This window comes from Streptomyces sp. NPDC053076 (assembly GCF_044546845.1).
Taxonomy (GTDB): Bacteria; Actinomycetota; Actinomycetes; order Streptomycetales; family Streptomycetaceae; genus Streptomyces.
On record NZ_JBITZL010000004.1, the window covers coordinates 294,068 to 312,414 of the forward strand.

Genomic DNA, 18,347 nt, shown 5'->3' on the forward strand with positions numbered 1-18,347 from the left:
ACCTGCCTTCCGGGGCTGCTACTTCGACGCGACGCCGATGTTGAGGTAGTCGTACTGACCGCTGAAGGCCGCCGTGGAAACCAGGTTGGTGTAGTTCGTCGGGCGGCCCAGCAGGACCTTGAAGTAGGTCAGCGGGACCAGGACGGCGTCGTCCATGGTCTTCTTGTCGATCTGGGTGTAGAGGCTGTTGCGCTCGTTGGTGTCCTGCGTGCCGATCGCCTTGCCCAGCAGCGCGTTGACGTCAGCGCTGTCGTACTGCGACAGGTTGGTGTTACCGGACTGGCTGATCGCCTTGCCGTTCAGGATCTGCTGCAGGAAGCCGTAGCCGGAGGGCCAGTCGGCGCCCCACTGCATCATCTCCAGGCCGATGTTCTGCTTCACGGTGAACTTCGGCACACCCGCGTAGTCGGTGAAGTACTTGCCCGACGGGTACTGCTTGAGGGTGGCGTTGATGCCGACCTTCTTCAGCGAGTTGATGATCGCCGTGGCCGCGTCGATCTCCTGCGGACGGTCCGAACGCGCCGAGATGTTGGTCGAGATCGACGAGGCGCCGCAGGCCTTCAGCTGCGCCTTGGCCTTCGCGGCGTCACCCTTGCTGTCCTTGCTGGCGTAGACGTCGGACTTGGCGTAGCCCGGGATGTCCGGCGGCAGCACGGTGGAGGCGACGTCACCGCGGATCGGGCCGCCCTCGGCGGTCTGCACCGACACCTTGTCGATCGCGTACTGGACGGCCTTGCGGCACTCGGGCTTGTCGAACGGCTTCACCTTGGTGTTGATCGCCATGTAGACGAGACGGCCACCGTAGGTGTTGTCCGTGTTGGCCTTCTTGGCGGGGTCGGTGAGCACTTCGGCCTGCGTGGAGGCCTGGACGCCGGTGCCGACGAGGTCGATGGCGTCGCCTGCCATGACGTCCTGGTCGATGGTCTCCGGGTTGACCTTCAGCTTGACGACGATCTTGTCCGGCAGCTGCTTGCGCAGCGGGTCGGTCTTCGCGTCCCACTTCTCGTTGCGCACGAGCACGGCCTGCTTGCCGTCCTCGTAGCTCTGGAACTTGTACGAGCCCGAGGAGACGATGCTCTTGACGTAGTCGACGCCCTTGTCCTTCGCCTGCGGCACGGGGGCCGTCTGCGGGGCGGCGACCAGGTAGTCGAACTCCTGGAAGGCCTGCTTCAGGTGGAAGGTGATGGTGGTGTCGTCGGGCGTCTCGATGGAGGACAGGCCCTTGGCGCTCTTGTCCTTGTACGGGCCCTTGTACTTGTCGCCGCCGGCCAGGAACTGCTGGAAGTAGTTCGGGCCGAGGGAGAGCACGTCACGCGCGAAGTTGGAGCGCTCGACGGCGTACTTGACGTCCTTCGAGGTGATCGGCGTGCCGTCCTCGTACTTCAGGCCCGGACGCAGCTTGTACGTCCAGGTCTTGCCGCCGTCGCTCGGCACGCCCTTGCCCGCCGCGAGGTCCGGGACGAGGGTGTTGCCCTCTTCGCCGGGGCCCGGCTTGAAGGTCATCAGCGGGCGGGCCCACAGGCGGCTGAGGTTGTACATGTACGCGTAGTACGTGTTGCCCGGGTCGAAGGAGTCCGGGACGTCGGACATCTCGTAGGTGACCGTGCCACCCTTCTTGTCCGACGCGTTCACGACGCCCTTGGTCGCGGCGTTGGCCCCGGCCGACTTGGTGCCGTTCTCGTTCTTGTTGTCATCGGCCTTGCTGCAACCCGCAAGAAACAGGCTGGCGGTGCCGATGGCCGCGATCGCGGCCAGCGCTGACCTTCGCATAATGGGCGCTTTCCCCTCCATTGTCGGAAACTTTTCGGACTCTCGGTGGCAGGCGTCAGCGACTGCGGGGGTCGAGAGCATCGCGGAGACCGTCGCCCAGCAGGTTGAAGGCCAGGACGGTCACAAAGATGGCGAGACCAGGGACGATCATGTACTGAGGGTCGACCTGGTAGTAGGTGACCGCTTCACGGAGCATGCCGCCCCAGGACGCCTGCGGGGGCTGGATGCCGACGCCGAGGAAGCTCAGGGACGCCTCGAAGAGGATGTTGGTCGGGATGAGCAGCGTCGAGTAGACGATGATCGGGCCGACCAGGTTCGGCAGCAGTTCCCGGAACAGGATGTAGGGGACCTTGGCGCCCATGCCCCGTGAGGCGTCCACGAACTCGCGTTCGCGCAGGGCGAGGGTCTGGCCACGGACGATCCGGCCCAGATACGGCCAGTTGAAGAAGCCGATGACGAAGATCAGCACGCTCAGGTGGAGCGGCAGCCCTTCCAGGCCGAACGCGCCGCCCTGCAGAGTGGCGGAGATGGAGATGGCGAACAGCAGGAGGGGGAAGGCGAGGAACGTGTCCATCAGCCGGCTGATGATCGAGTCGACCCGGCCGCCGTAGTAGCCGGCGACGACACCCATGATCGCGCCGATCACGTTGGACAGGATCGTGGCGCCGAAGGCGACCACCAGCGACACCCAGGAGCCCTCCAGGACGCGGGTGGCGATGTCCCGGCCGAACTTCGGGTCGACGCCGAGCGGGTGGTCCAGGCTCATGCCGCCCCAACTGCCCTTGGGCAGCGAGGTGTCAGGGGTGATCAGGTCCTGGTTGAAGGCGTTGGGGTCGAGCCCGAACATGGCCTGGATGGGGCGCGCGAGGACGGCGAGGAGGATCAGCAGGATCACGATGACGCCGCCGGCGACGGCGACCTTGTCCTTCTTGAACCTGGTCCAGGCGATGCGGCCCAGGGAACGACCCTCGATCTGCCCCTTACCGGCACCCTCCAGCACAGCCTCAGGCTGCACCTCGGCTGCTGCTCCGGTGGTCTCGATCGGTGCGGTCACGGTGAGCGACCCCTCTCGCCGGTGGTGACCGGCCTGCGCCTGCCGCGGATTGCGGCTTTGTCGACTTGCCATCGATCAGGAGGTCTCGACCTCCTGTCTGACTCGGGAGTCTTCAGCGTCGCTGTGATCACCCGCCAGAGCTGGCGGTGAAAGTATGCGCAACCGTGATGCAGTCCAGGGGATTCCGTTATCCGAACAGTGGGTAACGACCCTCGGACACGGTCCAGTTGCGGCACAAGGGCGAATTTGCGCGGTTCGGGGCGTTCGGCCGCTGTCTACGCGCGCAGAAGCGGGCCGACCGCGCGGATTTTGCGATCCGGGCCAAAAAACAGGTTCCGCCGCCCGGTTGCTCAGTAGCCGCCGTGCACCGGCGGATAGCCGTACCCGCCGGCCGGTGCCTGCGGCGGGGCCGGCACCTGGAGCTGGGGCTGCGGCGGCGCGGAGGCGTGGGCCTCGCGGTCGTAGAAGGGGCGGGCGTTGACCCGCATCCACATCACCACCGGGTCGTGCTCGTCGGTCATCGCGACCGTCGACACCGGCAGCCCCTCCGGGACCGCGCCGACGGACTGCTGCATCATCGCGCGGACCGAGTCGACCGCGGCGGGCGAGGCGTCGTACACGTCGAGGCCGAGGGCGAGATAGGGCGCTCCGAGCGCGGGCTGCACCCAGGCGCGGCGCAGTGAGCGGAGCGCGGGGGTGCGGTGCGCGTTCTGCGCGAGCAGGGCGTAGAACTGCGGGATCTCGATGCCGGGCTCGGACAGCCGGAGCGGGCCGGCGGGCTGTCGCTCCAGACCGGTGGCGATGCGGCGCAGATCCAGCCAGGGGATGCCGACACCGCCGCCCGGGGTGTGCGGGTTGAGCCAGAGGCCGTAGTGGTCCGGGTAGAGGGTGCGGGCCACGTCCAGGCCGTCGACCACTTCGTAGGAACGGTTCCAGCCACTGGCCGACAACTCCTGGGCGGAGGTGACGCAGGGGGCGTAGTGGGAGCCGTCCACCTCCATGTTCCCGTACTGGGCGTCCGGGGAGCCGGCCTGGCCGTGCCACAGGAGCATCCAGATCTGGCCCGAGGAGGGGGTGGCGAGGGCGCGCAGCAGGGCTTCGTACGCGTCGTAGCGTCCGGGCGTGACCTGGCGCAGCATGTGCTCGACGCTGCCGCTGACGCTGCCGCTGTGGCTCGCGCTCACCTGTCGTGCCCTTCTTTTCAGTGCCCCGCGTTCGGAGACAGCTTAAGCGCCCACGGGGGCGTGGCCTCGGGTCCGTGCGCGGGTGCGGGTGCGTGGTGGCTCGTCGCGCGGTTCCCCGCGCTCCCGGGTCGGCTGCCCTTGCGTCGGCTGCTAGTGACCGTACTGGTAGAAGGGCCGGACGTTCGTCTTCAGCCAGTCGCCCACCGGGTCCTGGGCCACGTCCAGCAGGACGAGGTTGACCGGCCACTTGACCGGGACTTTGCCGAGAGCCTTGCCCAGGGCTTCCAGCGGAAGTGCCCGCACATCCCCTTCCCACTGGGAGAGTTCCACGCCCACGAACATCACCGGGTCGGCCGTCTCGACGGCGGCGAGGCAGCGGCGGGCGGTGAGGACCACGCCGGTCGCGGCGAACTCGGCGGAGGCGGCGGCGAGGAAGTCGACCGGGTCGTCCTGCCAGTCGGGCTCGAAGAGGCGGACCCGGCCGCCGCTGCCGGGGCCGTCGAGCGGGGTGCGGCCCGCGCGGCACAGCTCGGCCACGGCCTCGGGCGGAAGAGGTATGCCGACCACGCCGTCGGGGTTGACGGCGATACCGACCTGCGGGGGCAGGCCGCGGGCGAACTCGACCGCCGGAGCGATGGTGTACGACATGTGGGAACCGGTCACCTGGCGCAGCTGCTCCTCGGAGCTGAACACCGGGACGTACGCCTGGCCGCCGATGTCCAGCGTCGGCAGGTCCAGCGGGCCGCTGTCCGGGCCGCCGCCGTTGGGCAGCGGTATCCACAGGAAGCTCCGGCCGAGGACCTCGATGATCCGGCCGCCCGCCGAGGGGATGCCGAGGGAGGCCGACAGCACCTCCTCCAGCTCGTTGCCGGGCCAACCGCCGTGCGGGTGGGGGTGCGCCTGTGCCGGGAAGTCCGCGGGAAAGTCCGCCGGGAAGTCCATCTGCCTACCGCCTGCTGGTAACCACTGCTGAGAGCAAGAAGGCTAGCGGGTGACTGTGACAGCCCCTCACCGAGTGAAGCCGACGCGGTCCAGGACGTCCGCCGCGTCCCGGTCGAGCAGCACCGCCGCACCGCAGCCGGCGGGCAGTTCCCCCCTCTCCACCGCGCGCAGCAGGCGGCCGCTGGTCCGGCGGTGGCGGCGGAAGGCGTAGCGGGAGACACCCCGGCCGCGCTCGTGCTGGCCCTGCCGGGCCGTGTCGGGGGTGACGTCGAGGAGGAGCAGGTGCAGGGTGGCGCCGCGCCGCCGGGCTTCGCGGGCGAGCCAGGCGCGCACCCAGGGCTGGGTGCCGCAGTCGTGCACGACGACTCCCTCGCCGGTGCGCAGGGCCCGGCGCAGTCCGGCGTAGTGGGCGAGGCGGACCAGCGGGCGGTACAGCGCGTAGGGGAGCGGGCGGGGGACGCGGGCGTCCCAGCGGTCGCGCGTGTCCTGGGAGTCGATGCGGTGGCCGGTGACCGCGCGGTGCATCAGGGTGGACTTGCCGCTGCCGGGCAGACCGGTGATCACCACGAGGTCGCGGGGGGCGAAGAGCAGGGCGCGGGGGCTGCGGCCCGCGCGGTCGCGCAGGTCGCGGACGACCGGGGCGGGGCGGTCCGCACAGCGCTCGCGAGCCGGTGCGGAGGGCTGCTTCGGCACCGCGATGCCGGCAGTGGCGGCGTAGGCCGATGTCCTGTTCACCGTGATCGTCCTCCCCCTGTGGGCCCGGTCATCCCCATGCCCGTTGTACGTAAAGAGAAGGTAATGGGCAACGGTCGGCGGTTCGTGCGCGTACTGCCACAGCTCGGTCACAAGGAGCACACTCTGGCTGGCCGGGGTACGGCGTGCAATGATGTGCCCGCCAACTGCATACCGGCCGTTTGAATCCGCGCGGGAGAGTTCCCAGCAGCCTCGCTGGGGCGCCGAAGGAGCAAGTCCCTCCCTTGAATCTCTCAGGCCCCGTTACCGCGCGGGCGAGGCACATCTGAAAAGCGGGCCGCTGCGACAGCGGCCCCACCCAAGGTGCAAGCCGTGATCGTCCCTGTGGCGGTCGTGGCGAACCTCTCAGGTTCCGATGACAGATGGGGAGGAACGTTCCTCGCCCGCCCCATGTCTGCCTTGGGAGACGACCGACCGATGAGCAGTACCGAACTCCGTCACACCGCGCTCGATGCCGTGCATCGTTCGCTGGGCGCGACGATGACCGACTTCGCCGGCTGGGACATGCCCCTGCGCTACGGCTCCGAGCGCGACGAGCACGTCGCCGTGCGGACCAGGGCCGGTCTCTTCGACCTGTCCCACATGGGCGAGATCACCGTCACCGGGGCCGGGGCCGCCGCCCTGCTGAACTTCGCCCTGGTCGGCAACATCGCCTCCGTGGGCGTCGGCCGTGCCCGCTACACCATGATCTGCCAGGCCGACGGCGGCATCCTGGACGACCTGATCGTCTACCGGCTGGCCGAGACCGAGTACATGGTGGTCGCCAACGCCTCCAACGCCCAGGTGGTGCTGGACGCGCTGACCGAGCGCGCGGCGGGCTTCGACGCCGAGGTGCGCGACGACCGGGACGCGTACGCGCTGATCGCGGTCCAGGGCCCCGAGTCCCCCGGCATCCTGAAGTCCGTCACCGACGCCGACCTGGACGGCCTGAAGTACTACGCCGGCCTCCCCGGCACCGTCGCCGGCGTCCCGGCGCTGATCGCCCGCACCGGCTACACCGGCGAGGACGGCTTCGAGCTGTTCGTGAAGCCGGAGCACGCCGTCGAACTGTGGCAGGCGCTCACCAAGGCCGGCGAGGGCGCCGGCCTGGTGCCGTGCGGCCTGTCCTGCCGGGACACGCTGCGCCTGGAGGCGGGCATGCCGCTGTACGGGCACGAGCTGACCACCTCCCTGACCCCCTTCGACGCCGGGCTCGGGCGCGTGGTGAAGTTCGAGAAGGAGGGCGACTTCGTCGGGCGTGAGGCGCTCGCGCGGGCCGCCGAGCGTGCCGCCGCCGAGCCGCCCCGGGTCCTGGTCGGCCTGGTCGCCGAGAGCCGCCGGGTGCCGCGCGCCGGATACGCCGTCGTCTCCGGCGGCCAGGTGATCGGCGAGGTCACCTCCGGTGCCCCCTCCCCCACCCTGGGCAAGCCGATCGCCATGGCCTACGTCGACGCCGCGCACGCGGCGCCGGGCACCGAGGGTGTAGGCGTGGACATCCGGGGCAGCCACGAGCCGTACCAGGTCGTGGCGCTGCCGTTCTACAAGCGCCAGAAGTAGACACTGAGCGCGGTTGCGTGTCCGCGGGGCCCCGGTCCCGTGGCCGGCGCGTGACCCTGCGCACACTCACCCGCCCACCAGCGGTTTCCGCAGTCCCCCCGTCACCAGCACTCCCGCGCGTACAGGAGAATTCAGGCCATGAGCAACCCCCAGCAGCTGCGCTACAGCAAGGAGCACGAGTGGCTGTCGGCCGCCGAGGACGGCGTCTCGACGGTCGGCATCACGGAGCACGCGGCCAACGCGCTCGGTGACGTCGTCTTCGTCCAGCTCCCCGAGGTCGGCTCCACGGTGTCCGCGGGCGAGACCTGCGGCGAGCTGGAGTCGACGAAGTCGGTCTCCGACCTGTACTCGCCGGTCACCGGTGAGATCACCGAGGTCAACGAGGATGTCGCCGCCGACCCGTCGCTGGTGAACTCCGCCCCGTTCGAGGGCGGCTGGCTGTTCAAGGTACGCGTCACGGAGGAGCCGGCCGAGCTGCTCTCCGCCGACGAGTACTCCGCCTTCACCGCCGGCTGAGGAGTCGTGGCCCTATGACTGTCCTGAACACCCCCCTGCACGAGCTGGACCCGGAGATCGCCGCGGCGGTCGACGCCGAGCTGGACCGCCAGCAGTCGACCCTGGAGATGATCGCCTCCGAGAACTTCGCGCCGCTCGCGGTGATGGAGGCGCAGGGCTCGGTCCTCACCAACAAGTACGCCGAGGGCTACCCGGGCCGCCGCTACTACGGCGGCTGCGAGCACGTCGACGTCGCCGAGCAGATCGCCATCGACCGGATCAAGGAGCTGTTCGGCGCCGAGTACGCCAACGTGCAGCCCCACTCCGGCGCCTCCGCGAACCAGGCGGCCCTGTTCGCCCTGGCCAAGCCCGGGGACACCATCCTCGGCCTGGACCTGGCGCACGGCGGCCACCTGACCCACGGGATGCGGCTGAACTTCTCCGGCAAGCAGTTCAACGTGGTCGCCTACCACGTGGACGACGCCGGCCTGGTCGACATGGCCGAGGTCGAGCGGCTCGCCAAGGAGCACCGCCCGAAGGTGATCATCGCGGGCTGGTCGGCGTACCCCCGGCAGCTGGACTTCGCCGAGTTCCGCCGGATCGCCGACGAGGTCGAGGCGTACCTGTGGGTCGACATGGCGCACTTCGCCGGTCTGGTCGCGGCGGGCCTGCACCCGAACCCGGTCGAGTACGCGGACGTGGTGACGTCCACCACGCACAAGACCCTCGGCGGTCCGCGCGGCGGCGTCATCCTGGCGAAGAAGGACTTCGCGAAGAAGCTGAACTCGTCCGTCTTCCCGGGCTTCCAGGGCGGCCCCCTGGAGCACGTGATCGCGGCCAAGGCGGTCTCCTTCAAGGTCGCCGCCTCGGCGGACTTCAAGGAGCGCCAGCGTCGTACGGTGGAGGGCGCCCGCATCCTCGCCGAGCGTCTGACGGCCGCCGACGCCCGCGCGGCCGGTGTGAACGTGCTGTCCGGCGGTACGGACGTGCACCTGATCCTGGTCGACCTGCGCGAGTCCGAGCTGGACGGCCAGCAGGCCGAGGACCGGCTCCACGAGGTCGGTATCACGGTCAACCGCAACGCCGTCCCGAACGACCCGCGGCCCCCGATGGTCACCTCGGGTCTGCGCATCGGTACGCCCGCCCTGGCGACCCGCGGCTTCACGGCCGAGGACTTCGCCGAGGTCGCGGACGTGATCGCGGAGACGCTCAAGGCGCCCTCGCCCTTCCCGGCGGCCGACGCGGAGGCCCTGAAGGCGCGTGTGAAGGCGCTCGCCGACAAGCACCCGCTGTACCCGGGTCTGAACAAGTAGGTCACCTTTCGCGGGGCACCGCGCACACTGGGAGTACCGGCGTGCGTGGTGCCCGCGCCCCTGTACCACCCTTTGCACCACCCCCGTATTGAGGAGTCACCCGTGGCCATCTCGGTCTTCGACCTGTTCTCGATCGGCATCGGCCCGTCCAGCTCCCACACCGTCGGACCGATGCGCGCGGCGCGCATGTTCGCCCGACGGCTGCGCAACGAGGACCTGCTCGACTCCGTCGCGTCCCTGCGCTGCGAGCTGTACGGCTCGCTCGGCGCGACCGGCCACGGCCACGGCACCCCGAAGGCGGTGCTGCTCGGCCTGGAGGGTGCCTCGCCGCGCACGGTGGACGTGGAGACAGCCGACGAGCGGGTGGAGAGCATCAAGACGACGGGCCGTCTGAAGGTGCTCGGCGAGCACGAGATCCCGTTCTCCTTCGACGACGACCTGGTCCTGCACCGCCGCAAGGCGCTGCCCTACCACGCGAACGGCATGACGGTCCGGGCGTACGACGCCACGGGCGCCGAGGTGCTGTCGAAGACGTACTACTCGGTCGGCGGCGGGTTCGTCGTGGACGAGGACGCGGTCGGAGCGGACCGCATCGTGCTGGACGACACGGTCCTGAAGTATCCGTTCCGCACCGGCGACGAGCTGCTCCGCCTGACCAAGGAGACGGGCCTGTCGATCTCCTCCCTGATGCTGGAGAACGAGCGGGCCTGGCGCACCGAGGAGGAGATCCGCGCGGGCCTGCTGGAGATCTGGCGCGTGATGCGCGAGTGCGTGCAGCGCGGCATGTCCCGTGAGGGCATCCTGCCCGGCGGTCTGAAGGTCCGCCGCCGCGCCGCCGTCTCGGCCCGCCAGCTGCGCGCCGAGGGCGACCCGCTGGCGCACGCCATGGAGTGGATCACGCTGTACGCGATGGCGGTGAACGAGGAGAACGCGGCGGGCGGCCGGGTCGTCACGGCCCCGACCAACGGCGCGGCCGGCATCATCCCGGCGGTCCTGCACTACTACATCAACTTCGTCCCCGGCGCCGACGAGGAGGGAGTCGTCCGCTTCCTGCTGGCCGCCGGCGCGATCGGCATGCTCTTCAAGGAGAACGCGTCCATCTCCGGCGCCGAGGTCGGCTGCCAGGGCGAGGTCGGCTCCGCCTGCTCCATGGCCGCGGGTGCCCTCGCCGAGGTGCTGGGCGGCTCCCCCGAGCAGGTGGAGAACGCGGCCGAGATCGGCATGGAGCACAACCTGGGTCTGACCTGCGACCCGGTCGGCGGCCTGGTGCAGATCCCGTGCATCGAGCGCAACGGCATGGCCGCGGTGAAGGCGGTCACGGCCGCGAAGATGGCGATGCGCGGCGACGGCTCGCACAAGGTGTCCCTGGACAAGGTCATCAAGACCATGAAGGACACCGGCGCCGACATGAGCGTGAAGTACAAGGAGACGGCCCGGGGCGGGCTCGCGGTGAACATCATCGAGTGCTAGCCGGGCCGGGGCGAGAGCCCGCTGTGCAGGAGGCGGATTCCCCGGGGGATCCGCCTCCTTCCGGTGTCGTGTGCGGGTTCAGCCGGTGGTCAGGGTGGCGTCGTCGACGACGAAGCTGGTCTGAAGGCCGGCGTCCTCGGTGGCGGTGAAGGTCAGCGTGATCTGCTGCCCGAGGTACTGGCTCAGGTCCAGGGCGTGTTCGGTGTAGCCGGTGGCCGCTTGGGCGTTGGAGTAGGTCTGCTTCACGGTTCCGCCGACCTTGACCTGGAAGGTGTCGTACGCCGTCGCGCCCGACTCGGCGGTGTCGATGTGCAGCCAGTACCTCAGGGTCGCCTTCGTGCAGCCGGCCGGGACGGTCACCGTCTGGCCGATGGCGTCGGTGGCCGCGTAGCCGTAGCCGGCCAGCCAGGCGTACCGGGACCCGGAGTGCGCGGACTGGCCGCTGAACGAACCGATCGCACCGGTGTCACCCGTCCACGGTGACGTACCGCTCTCGAAGCCGCCGTTGGAGATCACCTGCGACGTCGTGCAGCCGCCCGCGCCCTTGACGGTCAGCGTGTACGGCGCGGTGTGCGTGGTGGAGCCGGTGCCGGTGATCGTGAGGCCGTACGTGCCCGGTGGCACGGAGGAACCGACGGAGACCGTCGCCGTGGACGAGGCGCCGGAGGTCACCGCGGACGGGCTGAAGGCGACCGTGACACCCGCCGGGGCGCCGGTGGCGGACAGGTTCACCGTCTGCGCCGAGCCGCTGGTGGTGGCCGTGGAGACGGTGGTGGTCAGCGAGGTGCCCGGGTCGGTGCTGCCCGCGGCGGGGCTCGCCGTCACCGAGAAGTCGTTCGCCGGGGTGGTGTCCGACACCGCCTGCTTCCACAGTGTGTAGGCGACGCCGTCGGCGGCGCGGTTCAGCCCGGTGGCGTTGATGTTGCCGGTGGTGTCGCAGGAGGAGTGGTAGCAGCCGTCGTACGCGGCCCCGGCCGTGCCGCCCCACTTGGCCGCCTGCGCCGAGGTCTTGCGGGCGCTCGCACCCATGGCGTAGCCGGAGGTCGGGATGCCGTAGTTCTCGAAGGAGTAGTCGTCGGAGCGGCCCGCGCCCTCGGTGTTCTCCTCGGGCTGGAGGTTCAGCGAGTCCCAGTACGCCTTCATGGGCGCGGCGGCGGCGGAGTTGATGTGGTTGATGAAGTAACCGCCGTTGGGCGAGGCGACCATGTCGAAGTTGTAGTACGCCTTGATCGCCGAGCGCTGGGCCGAGGTCAGCGAGCGGGCGTAGAAGTCCGAGCCGTTGAGGCCCTGTTCCTCGTCCGTCCACCAGCCGAAGCGGGCGCGCGCCGCCATCGAGGGACGGGTCTCGGCCAGTTTCAGCGCGACCTCCAGGAGGGTCGCGCTGCCGGAGCCGTTGTCGTTGATGCCGGGGCCGGCGGAGACGCTGTCCAGGTGCGAGCCGAACATGTACACCTGTGACGCGTCGCCGTTGGGCCATTCGGCGATCAGGTTGGGTCCGGCGCCGCTGGTGCAGCCGGAGGTGCAGGGCTGCTCGGTGACGGTGTAACCGGCCGCCTGGAGCTTGCCCTTCACGTAGGCGACCGAGTCGCGGTAGCCCTGGCCGGTCGACCTGCGGTTGCCGCCGTTGCGGCCGGCTATGGCGTTCAGTTCGGTGAGGTGCGCCTGAACCCTGGTGACGTCGATGTCGGGCGCGGTCGCGGTCAGGGTGGGGGCCGGGGCCGCCGCCGTGTGGTGGCCCGGGGAGGCCGCCTCGGCGTCCGCGGGCAGCGCCGCGAGTCCCGCGGCGGCCGTGACCAGCGAGATGCCTGCCAGGGTGATTCTTCGTAGCCGTAACACCGTGTCTCCTGGTGGGGTGTGAGGAAACGAGGGGTGAGCGTGGGGAGGATCCGGATGAGCCGTACCGCGTTGCAAGGTAATCATGCGCATGCCAACCGCAAGTCACTCCTCGCACCGCGGGACCGGCCGGAACGGGGGCGCGTCCGTCGGAGGCCGCCGGACGCGTGCCCCGGGACCGATGTTCCTCCCGGGGCTACCGCACGGTAACCACCCGGCTCTACGCTGCCGCCAACTCAGCCACTACGAAGGGACGTTGGCGGATGCGTGTAATGAGACGGCTGGCGGCGCTCGCGGGTGCCGCCGCTCTGCTGGCGGTCATGCCGGGCAACGCCCACGCGGCCTCGCCGAAATTCTCCGAGACGACGGCCATCGGCACGCACAACGCCTACGACAAGGCCAAGTACCCGTACTTCGCCCAGGCGCTGGACTCGGGCGCCTCGCTGCTGGAGCTGGACGTCTACGTCGACAGCATCACCCACCGCTGGCGGGTCAGCCACAGCAACCCGCTGGGCAACGACAACAACTGCGAGGCGGCGAAGACCCCGGGCGAGCTGTACGGCAAGAGCCGCAACCAGGACCTCGGCAGCTGCCTGGACAACATGGCCGCCTGGAACCAGCTCCACCCCGACCACCCGCCGATCGTCGTCAAGGTCGAACTGAAGGTCGGTTTCAACAACAACGCCGGTCTCGGGCCGGACGAGTTCGACAGGCTCGTCGCGCAGAGGCTGGGCAGCAGCGTCTACAAGCCGGCCGACCTGCTCGGCGGGACGTACGGAACGCTGGACGCGGCGGCGAAGGCCAACGCCTGGCCGGCCCGGGACTCCCTCAGGGGCAAGTTCCTCTTCGACCTGATCCCGGGCACGGTGGAGCAGGCCAACCCGTTCGACCACTACTGGACGGACGAGGAGTACGGCGACCACCTGCGCGACCTGGCCGCGGCCGGCGACATCTCCGCGGCCCAGGCGTTCCCGGTCGTCCTGGGCGCCGGCGCCGGCGACCCGCGCACCAGCAGGTACGACACCTCGATCCGCCCCTGGTTCGTGTTCTTCGACGGCGACGCGGCCACGTACGTCAACAACGGCTACGACACCTCGTTCTACTCCGCGAACCACTACATCCTGATCACCACGGGCGCCCACAGCGTGTCCCCGGCGATCTCCTCCACCAATCCGACGGACGCCGAAGTCGCCGCACGGCTCGCTCTGCTGGCCAAGAACCACGCGAGCCTCATCACCTCGGACTGGTCCGCGAAGCCGGCGTCGGTGCTGGGGGCGACGGCGGCCCGGGGCTGACGCCTGCCGGAGCCAAGGGCGGGTCGCTCACGCCGGGCCGGGGCATACATCAGTCAACTCCTGTCTCCCCCCACCGGCACTTTGGGAGTCCCCATGCTCCACGGCATCGACGTGAGCGCCTACCAGTCCACCTCCTACGACACGGACGGCCTCTCCTTCGCCTTCGTCAAGGCGACGGAGGGGCGTTCGTACGCCAATCCCCGCCTGACCGCGCAGACGAAGACCGCCCGTGACGCCGGACTGGTCGTCGGCTTCTACCACTTCCTGTGGCCCGGCGACCTCACCGCCCAGGCCGACTACTTCCTCCGCCACGCCCCGGACCGCCCGGGCGACCTCCTCGCCGTGGACTGGGAGCTCACCGGCGACGGCACCCACGCGAGCAACGCAGAGAAGGACCGCTTCATCCGCACGCTGAGGGAACGACGGCCGGACAACCGGGTCGTGCTCTACTGCAACCGCAGCTTCTGGCTGACCGTGGACACCACCTCCTATGCCGGGGACGGACTGTGGATCGCCGACTACGTCACCGCCGGCAAGCCCCGCATCAAGGCGAAGTGGCTGTTCCACCAGTACGCCAGCGAACCCCACGACAAGGACGTGGCGAACTTCGCGAGCAGGGCCGCGCTGAAACAGTGGGCCGGCGGCGCCTGAGCCGGGCCACCCGTTCCGCGCATCACGCGCTCCGCCGGCCCGGCCGCCCCCGGCGGCGGCCGGAGTCAGCCCCGGAAGTCCGCCGGGCGCTCCGGGGACGCCTCCGACAGGGCCTTTCGTACCGCGGCCGCGTCACCGCGCAGGCCGTAGACCGGGGTGCCGGGCTGCTGGCGCCAGGAGTCGGCGACGGAGCCGGCGTCGACCGTGTCGAAGCCCAGTTCGTCGATCAGGCCGCGCACCGTCCGCTTGGCCGCCTCGTCGTCGCCGGCGACCGGGAGGGCCATGCGGCCGGGGTCGCCCGCGGGGCGGTGGCGGTCCAGGATGTCCTGGGCGTAGGTGCCGTTGAACGCCTTGATCACCGGGTGCCCGAGGTGCTGCTCGGTCCAGGCGCTCTCGGTGAGGCCCTCGTCCTCGATGGCCGCGATCCGGCCGTCCCGCTGCGGGTAGTAGTTGCCGGTGTCGATCACCGCGGCGCCCTCGGCCGCGCCGTCCAGCAGGCCCGCGGGCAGGCCCGGGACCGCCTTCAGCGGGACGGTGACGACCACGACCTGGGCGCCCTCGGCGGCGTCCGCGGCCAGGACCGGGGTGGCGCCGGTCTCCTCGGCCAGTTCCCGGAGCGTCTCGGGGCCGCGGGAGTTGGCGACGGACACATCGTGGCCGAGGGCGGTGAGCCGCCGGGTGAGGTTTCCGCCGATGTTCCCCGCGCCGATGATGCCGATCTTCATGGCTGACCTTCCGGATGCTTCATGCACGTGCATGCTTCTGTCGTCCGGGTCAACCTCGCGGGGACACGGCCTATTCCGGTCGCGGCGCCGAACGGGCACAGGCCGTCACGCCCGGGGGTCACCCCCGAGCCGGCCGGGCCTCAGATCCGTACGACGATCTTTCCGGTGTGCGCGTTGGACTCCATCAGCCGGTGGGCGTCCACGATCCGGTCCAGGCCGTCGAAGACCTCGCCGATCACCGGGCGGAGCGTGCCGTCGGCCAGCCCCGACGCGAGGTAGTGGCCGGCCCGGCGGCGACCGTCGGCGGTGCCGGTGAGGTCGAGGTTGCTGTAGCCGTGGACGGTCAGCGGCCACTGCATCGGCAGTTCCGTGGGGCGCTCGGCCAGCCAGCCGTAGCTGATCAGCGTGCCGTCGGCGGCCGTCGCCGCGCCCAGCTCCCGCAGGTACGGTCCGCCGATCGCGTCCAGCACGATGTCGGCGCCCCGGCCGCCGGTCAGCCGCCGGGTCTCCTCGGTGACCTCCTCCCGCTCGGTGACGATGACGTGCTCGGCGCCGAGGTCGAGCAGCGCCTGCCGCTTGCCCTCGGTGCGGGTGGTGGCGATCGGGACCGCTCCGGCCCGCCGGGCCGTCTGGATCGCGGCGGTGCCGACCCCGCTGGACGCCCCGGTGATCAGCACGTGGTCGCCGGCCCGCAGGCCCGCCCGCTCGACCAGGGCGCCGTACGCGGTGGTGTAGGTGAGCCAGACGGCCGCCGCGGTGACCGCGTCGGCGCCGGCCGGGCGGAGCAGCAGCGAGGTCTCGGGCAGCAGCACGTGGTCGCCGTAGACCCCGTGGGAGCTGAGGTTGAAGTTGGCCGCCGACAGCACGAGGTCGCCCGGCGCGAAGTCGGTCACCTCCGGGCCGACCGCCGTCACCTCACCGGCCGCCTCGTAGCCGTTGCGCGAGCCGGGCAGGGCCGGAAGGTAGAAGTAGGCACCGGAACGGAGCATCGCCTCGGCGCGGTTGAGGCCGAGCGCCTCGACCCTGACCAGGACCTCGCCCGGACCGGGCGCGGGCAGCTCGACCTGCTCGACCCTGAGGACGTCGGGGCCGCCGAGTTCGTTGAAGAGCACTGTGCGTGCGGTGGTTGACATGCCGTCGACGCTACGGCCGGAACGGAAGACTCTCCATGTCTGCCGATCTCGGTTTCCTGTCCGATCGTCTTCCGTAGGTGGATGTGTGGGCTAGGGTCGGCGCATGGACGTACTCAGTGACGTGGTCGCCGCCATGCGGACCGGCCGGCCGCACTCCGCGCGCCGGTACAAGTACGCGCCCTGGGGCCTTAGATGGGCCGACTCCGACGAGCCCGGTTTCCATGTGGTGCTGCGCGGCTCGGCCTGGCTGATCCCGCGGGACGGGGATCCGGTGGCGCTGGCGCCGGGGGATGTCGTCTTCCTCGCGCACGGGCAGGGACACGGGCTGGCCAGCGGGCTCGACGCGCCGCTGCGCGAGGTACGGCTGCTGCCCGACGGCACCTGGAGCGGTCCGCCCGAGGAAGCGCGCGAGGGCTGCCCGGACACCGTCACCCTGTGCGGCACCTACCGGCTCGACCGGGACCGGGCGCACCGGCTGCTGGCCGAGCTGCCCCAGGTGGTGCACCTGCCCGCCCGGGTGGGCGGCCACCGCTCGCTGCGGGCGGCGGTGGAGCTGCTGGGGATGGAGCTGGAGGAGCAGCGGCCGGGCACCGACGCGATCGTCACGTCGCTGCTGGACACCCTGCTGCTGTACATCCTGCGGGCCTGGTGGGAGAGCGAGCGGGCCGCGGGCCGGAAGCGGGGCTGGGCGGCGGCACTGGCCGATCCGGCGGTCGCGGTGGCGCTGCGCGCGATCCACGGCGATCCGGCACGCGACTGGACGGTGGCGCAGCTGGGTGCGGCCGGCGGGTTGTCCCGCGCGGCGTTCGCACGCCGGTTCACGGCGCTGGTGGGCGAGCCGCCGCTGGCGTACCTGACGTGGTGGCGGATGACCACGGCGGGGCGGTTGCTGCGCCACGACGACATGTCGCTGCGCGAGGTGGCCGAACGGACCGGATACACCTCGGAGTTCGCCTTCGCCAAGGCGTTCAAACGGGAGTTCGGGATGCCGCCGGGGCGGTACCGCCGGGCCGCGGCGGGGTGAGCCTCAACCTCTCCCGCCGGGACTCCGTGATCCTCTCGGTGCACCCGCACAACGACCGCGGGACGGGGGTCGCGTGCGCCGAACTCGCCGTGCCGGCCGGTGCCCAGCGGGTGGAGGGCTGCCTGTTCGGCAACGGCGAGCGCACCGGTAACGTCGATCTGGTGACCCTGGCCCTGAACCTCTTCGCCCAAGGGGTCGACCCGATGGTCGACTTCAGCGACATCGACGCGGTACGGCCTTCGCCGAGTGCCGGGTGGACGGCGTCGCGGCCTGGGGCGCGGGCACCGGCCCGTCGGCCGCCGTGCTCGCGGTGCTGTCCGCGGTGAACCGGGGGCTGCGATGACGGAGGTACTGCGTGCCGAGGACGTGCACGTCGTGCGGGACGGCCGGTGCCTGCTCCAGGAGGTGTCCCTGACCGTCCGGGCCGGTGAGCACTGGGCGCTGCTCGGCGCCAACGGCGCGGGCAAGTCCACGCTGCTCGGGCTGCTGGGCGCACTGGTGCATCCGACCCGGGGCACGGTGGAGGTGCTCGGGCGCCGGCTGGGCCGGGTGGATCTGCGTGAGCTGCGGACGCGGGTCGGGCACGTCAACCCGCGCCATCCGCTGACCTCGCCGCTGCGGGTACGGGACGTGGTGCTCACCGGGGTGACCAACTCGATCGAGCCGGTGCCGCGGTGGCGGCCGACTCCGCATCAGGTGGCGCGGGCCGATGCGCTGCTGGTCACACTGGGGCTGGGCGCCTTCCGGGACGCCCGGTGGCCGACACTCTCGCACGGGCAGCGGGGCCGGACACTGATCGCGCGGGCGCTGATGCCCGAGCCGCGGCTGCTGCTCCTGGACGAGCCGGCGACCGGTCTGGATCTGCCCGGCCGGGAGCAGCTGATCGAGGCGCTGGAGGAGCTGCGGGCGGCCCGTCCGGCGCTGGCGACGGTGCTGGTCACCCATCATCTGGAGGAGCTGCCGGCGGGCACCACGCATGCCGTGCTGCTGCGCGAGGGGCGGGTGCTGGCCTCGGGGCCGGTCGAGTCGGTGCTCACCGGTGACCAGGTCGGCACGTGCTTCGACCTGCCGCTGGCGCTGGAGCGGCACGATGGCCGCTGGAGCGTGCGCATCCGGCGCGCCGGGTGAGATGACGACGGCAGGGAGCGCCCGGTCCGCGCGGGACGGGG

General features: G+C 70.8%; 16 protein-coding genes, 1 pseudogene and 1 riboswitch. Of the genes and pseudogenes, 9 read left to right on the top strand and 8 right to left on the bottom strand.

The features are described 5' to 3' along the window. Positions 1-18: 18 nt before the first annotated feature. The 5 genes from ACIGYR_RS18775 to ACIGYR_RS18795 form a co-directional block, all read right to left on the bottom strand. On the bottom strand, positions 19-1,791 hold the full coding sequence (locus tag ACIGYR_RS18775; RefSeq protein ID WP_399598133.1) for an ABC transporter substrate-binding protein: 1,773 nt from the start codon (positions 1,789-1,791) through the stop codon (positions 19-21). A gap of 34 nt (positions 1,792-1,825) precedes the next feature. Further along, entirely contained in the window at positions 1,826-2,824 is a 999-nt protein-coding gene (locus ACIGYR_RS18780; protein ID WP_391847025.1) for an ABC transporter permease, read from the bottom strand. A 350-nt stretch (positions 2,825-3,174) separates the two neighbouring features. After that, on the bottom strand, positions 3,175-3,963 hold the full coding sequence (locus ACIGYR_RS18785; protein ID WP_391847398.1) for an enhanced serine sensitivity protein SseB C-terminal domain-containing protein: 789 nt from the start codon (positions 3,961-3,963) through the stop codon (positions 3,175-3,177). Between the two features lie 195 nt (positions 3,964-4,158). Next, positions 4,159-4,950, bottom strand: a complete 792-nt coding sequence (locus ACIGYR_RS18790; protein WP_391847023.1) for an enhanced serine sensitivity protein SseB — start codon at positions 4,948-4,950, stop codon at positions 4,159-4,161. A gap of 66 nt (positions 4,951-5,016) precedes the next feature. Further along, positions 5,017-5,685, bottom strand: coding sequence for an AAA family ATPase (locus tag ACIGYR_RS18795; RefSeq protein WP_399598129.1), 669 nt, complete (start codon positions 5,683-5,685; stop codon positions 5,017-5,019). 180 nt (positions 5,686-5,865) lie between these two features. Continuing rightward, positions 5,866-5,962: riboswitch (glycine riboswitch) on the top strand. Positions 5,963-6,120: 158 nt separating this feature from the next. Here ACIGYR_RS18795 and gcvT point away from each other — a divergent pair. From gcvT to ACIGYR_RS18815, 4 genes are all read left to right on the top strand, one after another. Beyond that, positions 6,121-7,239, top strand: a complete 1,119-nt coding sequence (gene gcvT, locus ACIGYR_RS18800) for a glycine cleavage system aminomethyltransferase GcvT (protein WP_391847019.1) — start codon at positions 6,121-6,123, stop codon at positions 7,237-7,239. Positions 7,240-7,377: 138 nt separating this feature from the next. Continuing rightward, positions 7,378-7,755: a glycine cleavage system protein GcvH gene (gcvH, locus tag ACIGYR_RS18805; RefSeq protein ID WP_391847017.1), complete on the top strand. Its 378-nt coding sequence runs from the start codon at positions 7,378-7,380 to the stop codon at positions 7,753-7,755. A 14-nt stretch (positions 7,756-7,769) separates the two neighbouring features. Next, positions 7,770-9,047, top strand: a complete 1,278-nt coding sequence (glyA, locus tag ACIGYR_RS18810) for a serine hydroxymethyltransferase (RefSeq protein WP_399598127.1) — start codon at positions 7,770-7,772, stop codon at positions 9,045-9,047. Positions 9,048-9,149: 102 nt separating this feature from the next. Next, on the top strand, positions 9,150-10,517 hold the full coding sequence (locus ACIGYR_RS18815) for an L-serine ammonia-lyase (protein ID WP_391847013.1): 1,368 nt from the start codon (positions 9,150-9,152) through the stop codon (positions 10,515-10,517). A 78-nt stretch (positions 10,518-10,595) separates the two neighbouring features. Here the strand turns inward: ACIGYR_RS18815 and ACIGYR_RS18820 are convergent, their stop codons facing one another. Beyond that, positions 10,596-12,353, bottom strand: coding sequence for a M28 family peptidase (locus ACIGYR_RS18820; RefSeq protein WP_399598124.1), 1,758 nt, complete (start codon positions 12,351-12,353; stop codon positions 10,596-10,598). Positions 12,354-12,613: 260 nt separating this feature from the next. Between ACIGYR_RS18820 and ACIGYR_RS18825 the strand changes: the two genes are divergently transcribed. Beyond that, a complete protein-coding gene (locus ACIGYR_RS18825) occupies positions 12,614-13,645 on the top strand; it encodes a phosphatidylinositol-specific phospholipase C domain-containing protein (RefSeq protein ID WP_399598122.1) in 1,032 nt (343 codons plus the stop codon). 93 nt (positions 13,646-13,738) lie between these two features. Next, positions 13,739-14,296, top strand: coding sequence for a GH25 family lysozyme (locus ACIGYR_RS18830; RefSeq protein WP_399598119.1), 558 nt, complete (start codon positions 13,739-13,741; stop codon positions 14,294-14,296). A 65-nt stretch (positions 14,297-14,361) separates the two neighbouring features. Here the strand turns inward: ACIGYR_RS18830 and ACIGYR_RS18835 are convergent, their stop codons facing one another. Continuing rightward, positions 14,362-15,021 (bottom strand): NADPH-dependent F420 reductase, encoded by a 660-nt coding sequence (locus tag ACIGYR_RS18835; RefSeq protein ID WP_399598117.1) that lies wholly within the window; start codon positions 15,019-15,021, stop codon positions 14,362-14,364. A gap of 140 nt (positions 15,022-15,161) precedes the next feature. Further along, entirely contained in the window at positions 15,162-16,154 is a 993-nt protein-coding gene (locus ACIGYR_RS18840) for a zinc-dependent alcohol dehydrogenase family protein (RefSeq protein WP_399598115.1), read from the bottom strand. Positions 16,155-16,257: 103 nt separating this feature from the next. On the opposite strand from ACIGYR_RS18840, the gene ACIGYR_RS18845 reads away from it, so the two are divergent. The 3 genes and pseudogenes from ACIGYR_RS18845 (at position 16,258) to ACIGYR_RS18855 (ending at position 18,306) form a co-directional block, all read left to right on the top strand. Then, complete coding sequence (locus ACIGYR_RS18845) at positions 16,258-17,178, top strand: AraC family transcriptional regulator (protein WP_399598112.1); 921 nt, start codon at positions 16,258-16,260, stop codon at positions 17,176-17,178. Between the two features lie 5 nt (positions 17,179-17,183). Continuing rightward, positions 17,184-17,414 (top strand): annotated as a pseudogene (locus ACIGYR_RS18850) (2-isopropylmalate synthase); the annotation flags it as partial. 103 nt (positions 17,415-17,517) lie between these two features. Continuing rightward, on the top strand, positions 17,518-18,306 hold the full coding sequence (locus tag ACIGYR_RS18855; RefSeq protein WP_399598109.1) for an ABC transporter ATP-binding protein: 789 nt from the start codon (positions 17,518-17,520) through the stop codon (positions 18,304-18,306). The last annotated feature ends 41 nt before the right edge of the window (positions 18,307-18,347 follow it).

What these genes read in the sequence shown, in the direction of transcription:
- ACIGYR_RS18775 (WP_399598133.1), bottom strand. Translation starts at nt 1,791, where the DNA reads ATGGAGGGGAAAGCGCCCATTATGCGAAGGTCAGCGCTGGCCGCGATC.
- ACIGYR_RS18830 (WP_399598119.1), top strand. Translation starts at nt 13,739, where the DNA reads ATGCTCCACGGCATCGACGTGAGCGCCTACCAGTCCACCTCCTACGAC.
- ACIGYR_RS18845 (WP_399598112.1), top strand. Translation starts at nt 16,258, where the DNA reads ATGGACGTACTCAGTGACGTGGTCGCCGCCATGCGGACCGGCCGGCCG.
- ACIGYR_RS18840 (WP_399598115.1), bottom strand. Translation starts at nt 16,154, where the DNA reads ATGTCAACCACCGCACGCACAGTGCTCTTCAACGAACTCGGCGGCCCC.
- gcvT (WP_391847019.1), top strand. Translation starts at nt 6,121, where the DNA reads ATGAGCAGTACCGAACTCCGTCACACCGCGCTCGATGCCGTGCATCGT.
- ACIGYR_RS18790 (WP_391847023.1), bottom strand. Translation starts at nt 4,950, where the DNA reads ATGGACTTCCCGGCGGACTTTCCCGCGGACTTCCCGGCACAGGCGCAC.
- ACIGYR_RS18825 (WP_399598122.1), top strand. Translation starts at nt 12,614, where the DNA reads ATGCGTGTAATGAGACGGCTGGCGGCGCTCGCGGGTGCCGCCGCTCTG.
- ACIGYR_RS18855 (WP_399598109.1), top strand. Translation starts at nt 17,518, where the DNA reads ATGACGGAGGTACTGCGTGCCGAGGACGTGCACGTCGTGCGGGACGGC.
- gcvH (WP_391847017.1), top strand. Translation starts at nt 7,378, where the DNA reads ATGAGCAACCCCCAGCAGCTGCGCTACAGCAAGGAGCACGAGTGGCTG.
- glyA (WP_399598127.1), top strand. Translation starts at nt 7,770, where the DNA reads ATGACTGTCCTGAACACCCCCCTGCACGAGCTGGACCCGGAGATCGCC.
- ACIGYR_RS18785 (WP_391847398.1), bottom strand. Translation starts at nt 3,963, where the DNA reads ATGCTGCGCCAGGTCACGCCCGGACGCTACGACGCGTACGAAGCCCTG.
- ACIGYR_RS18835 (WP_399598117.1), bottom strand. Translation starts at nt 15,021, where the DNA reads ATGAAGATCGGCATCATCGGCGCGGGGAACATCGGCGGAAACCTCACC.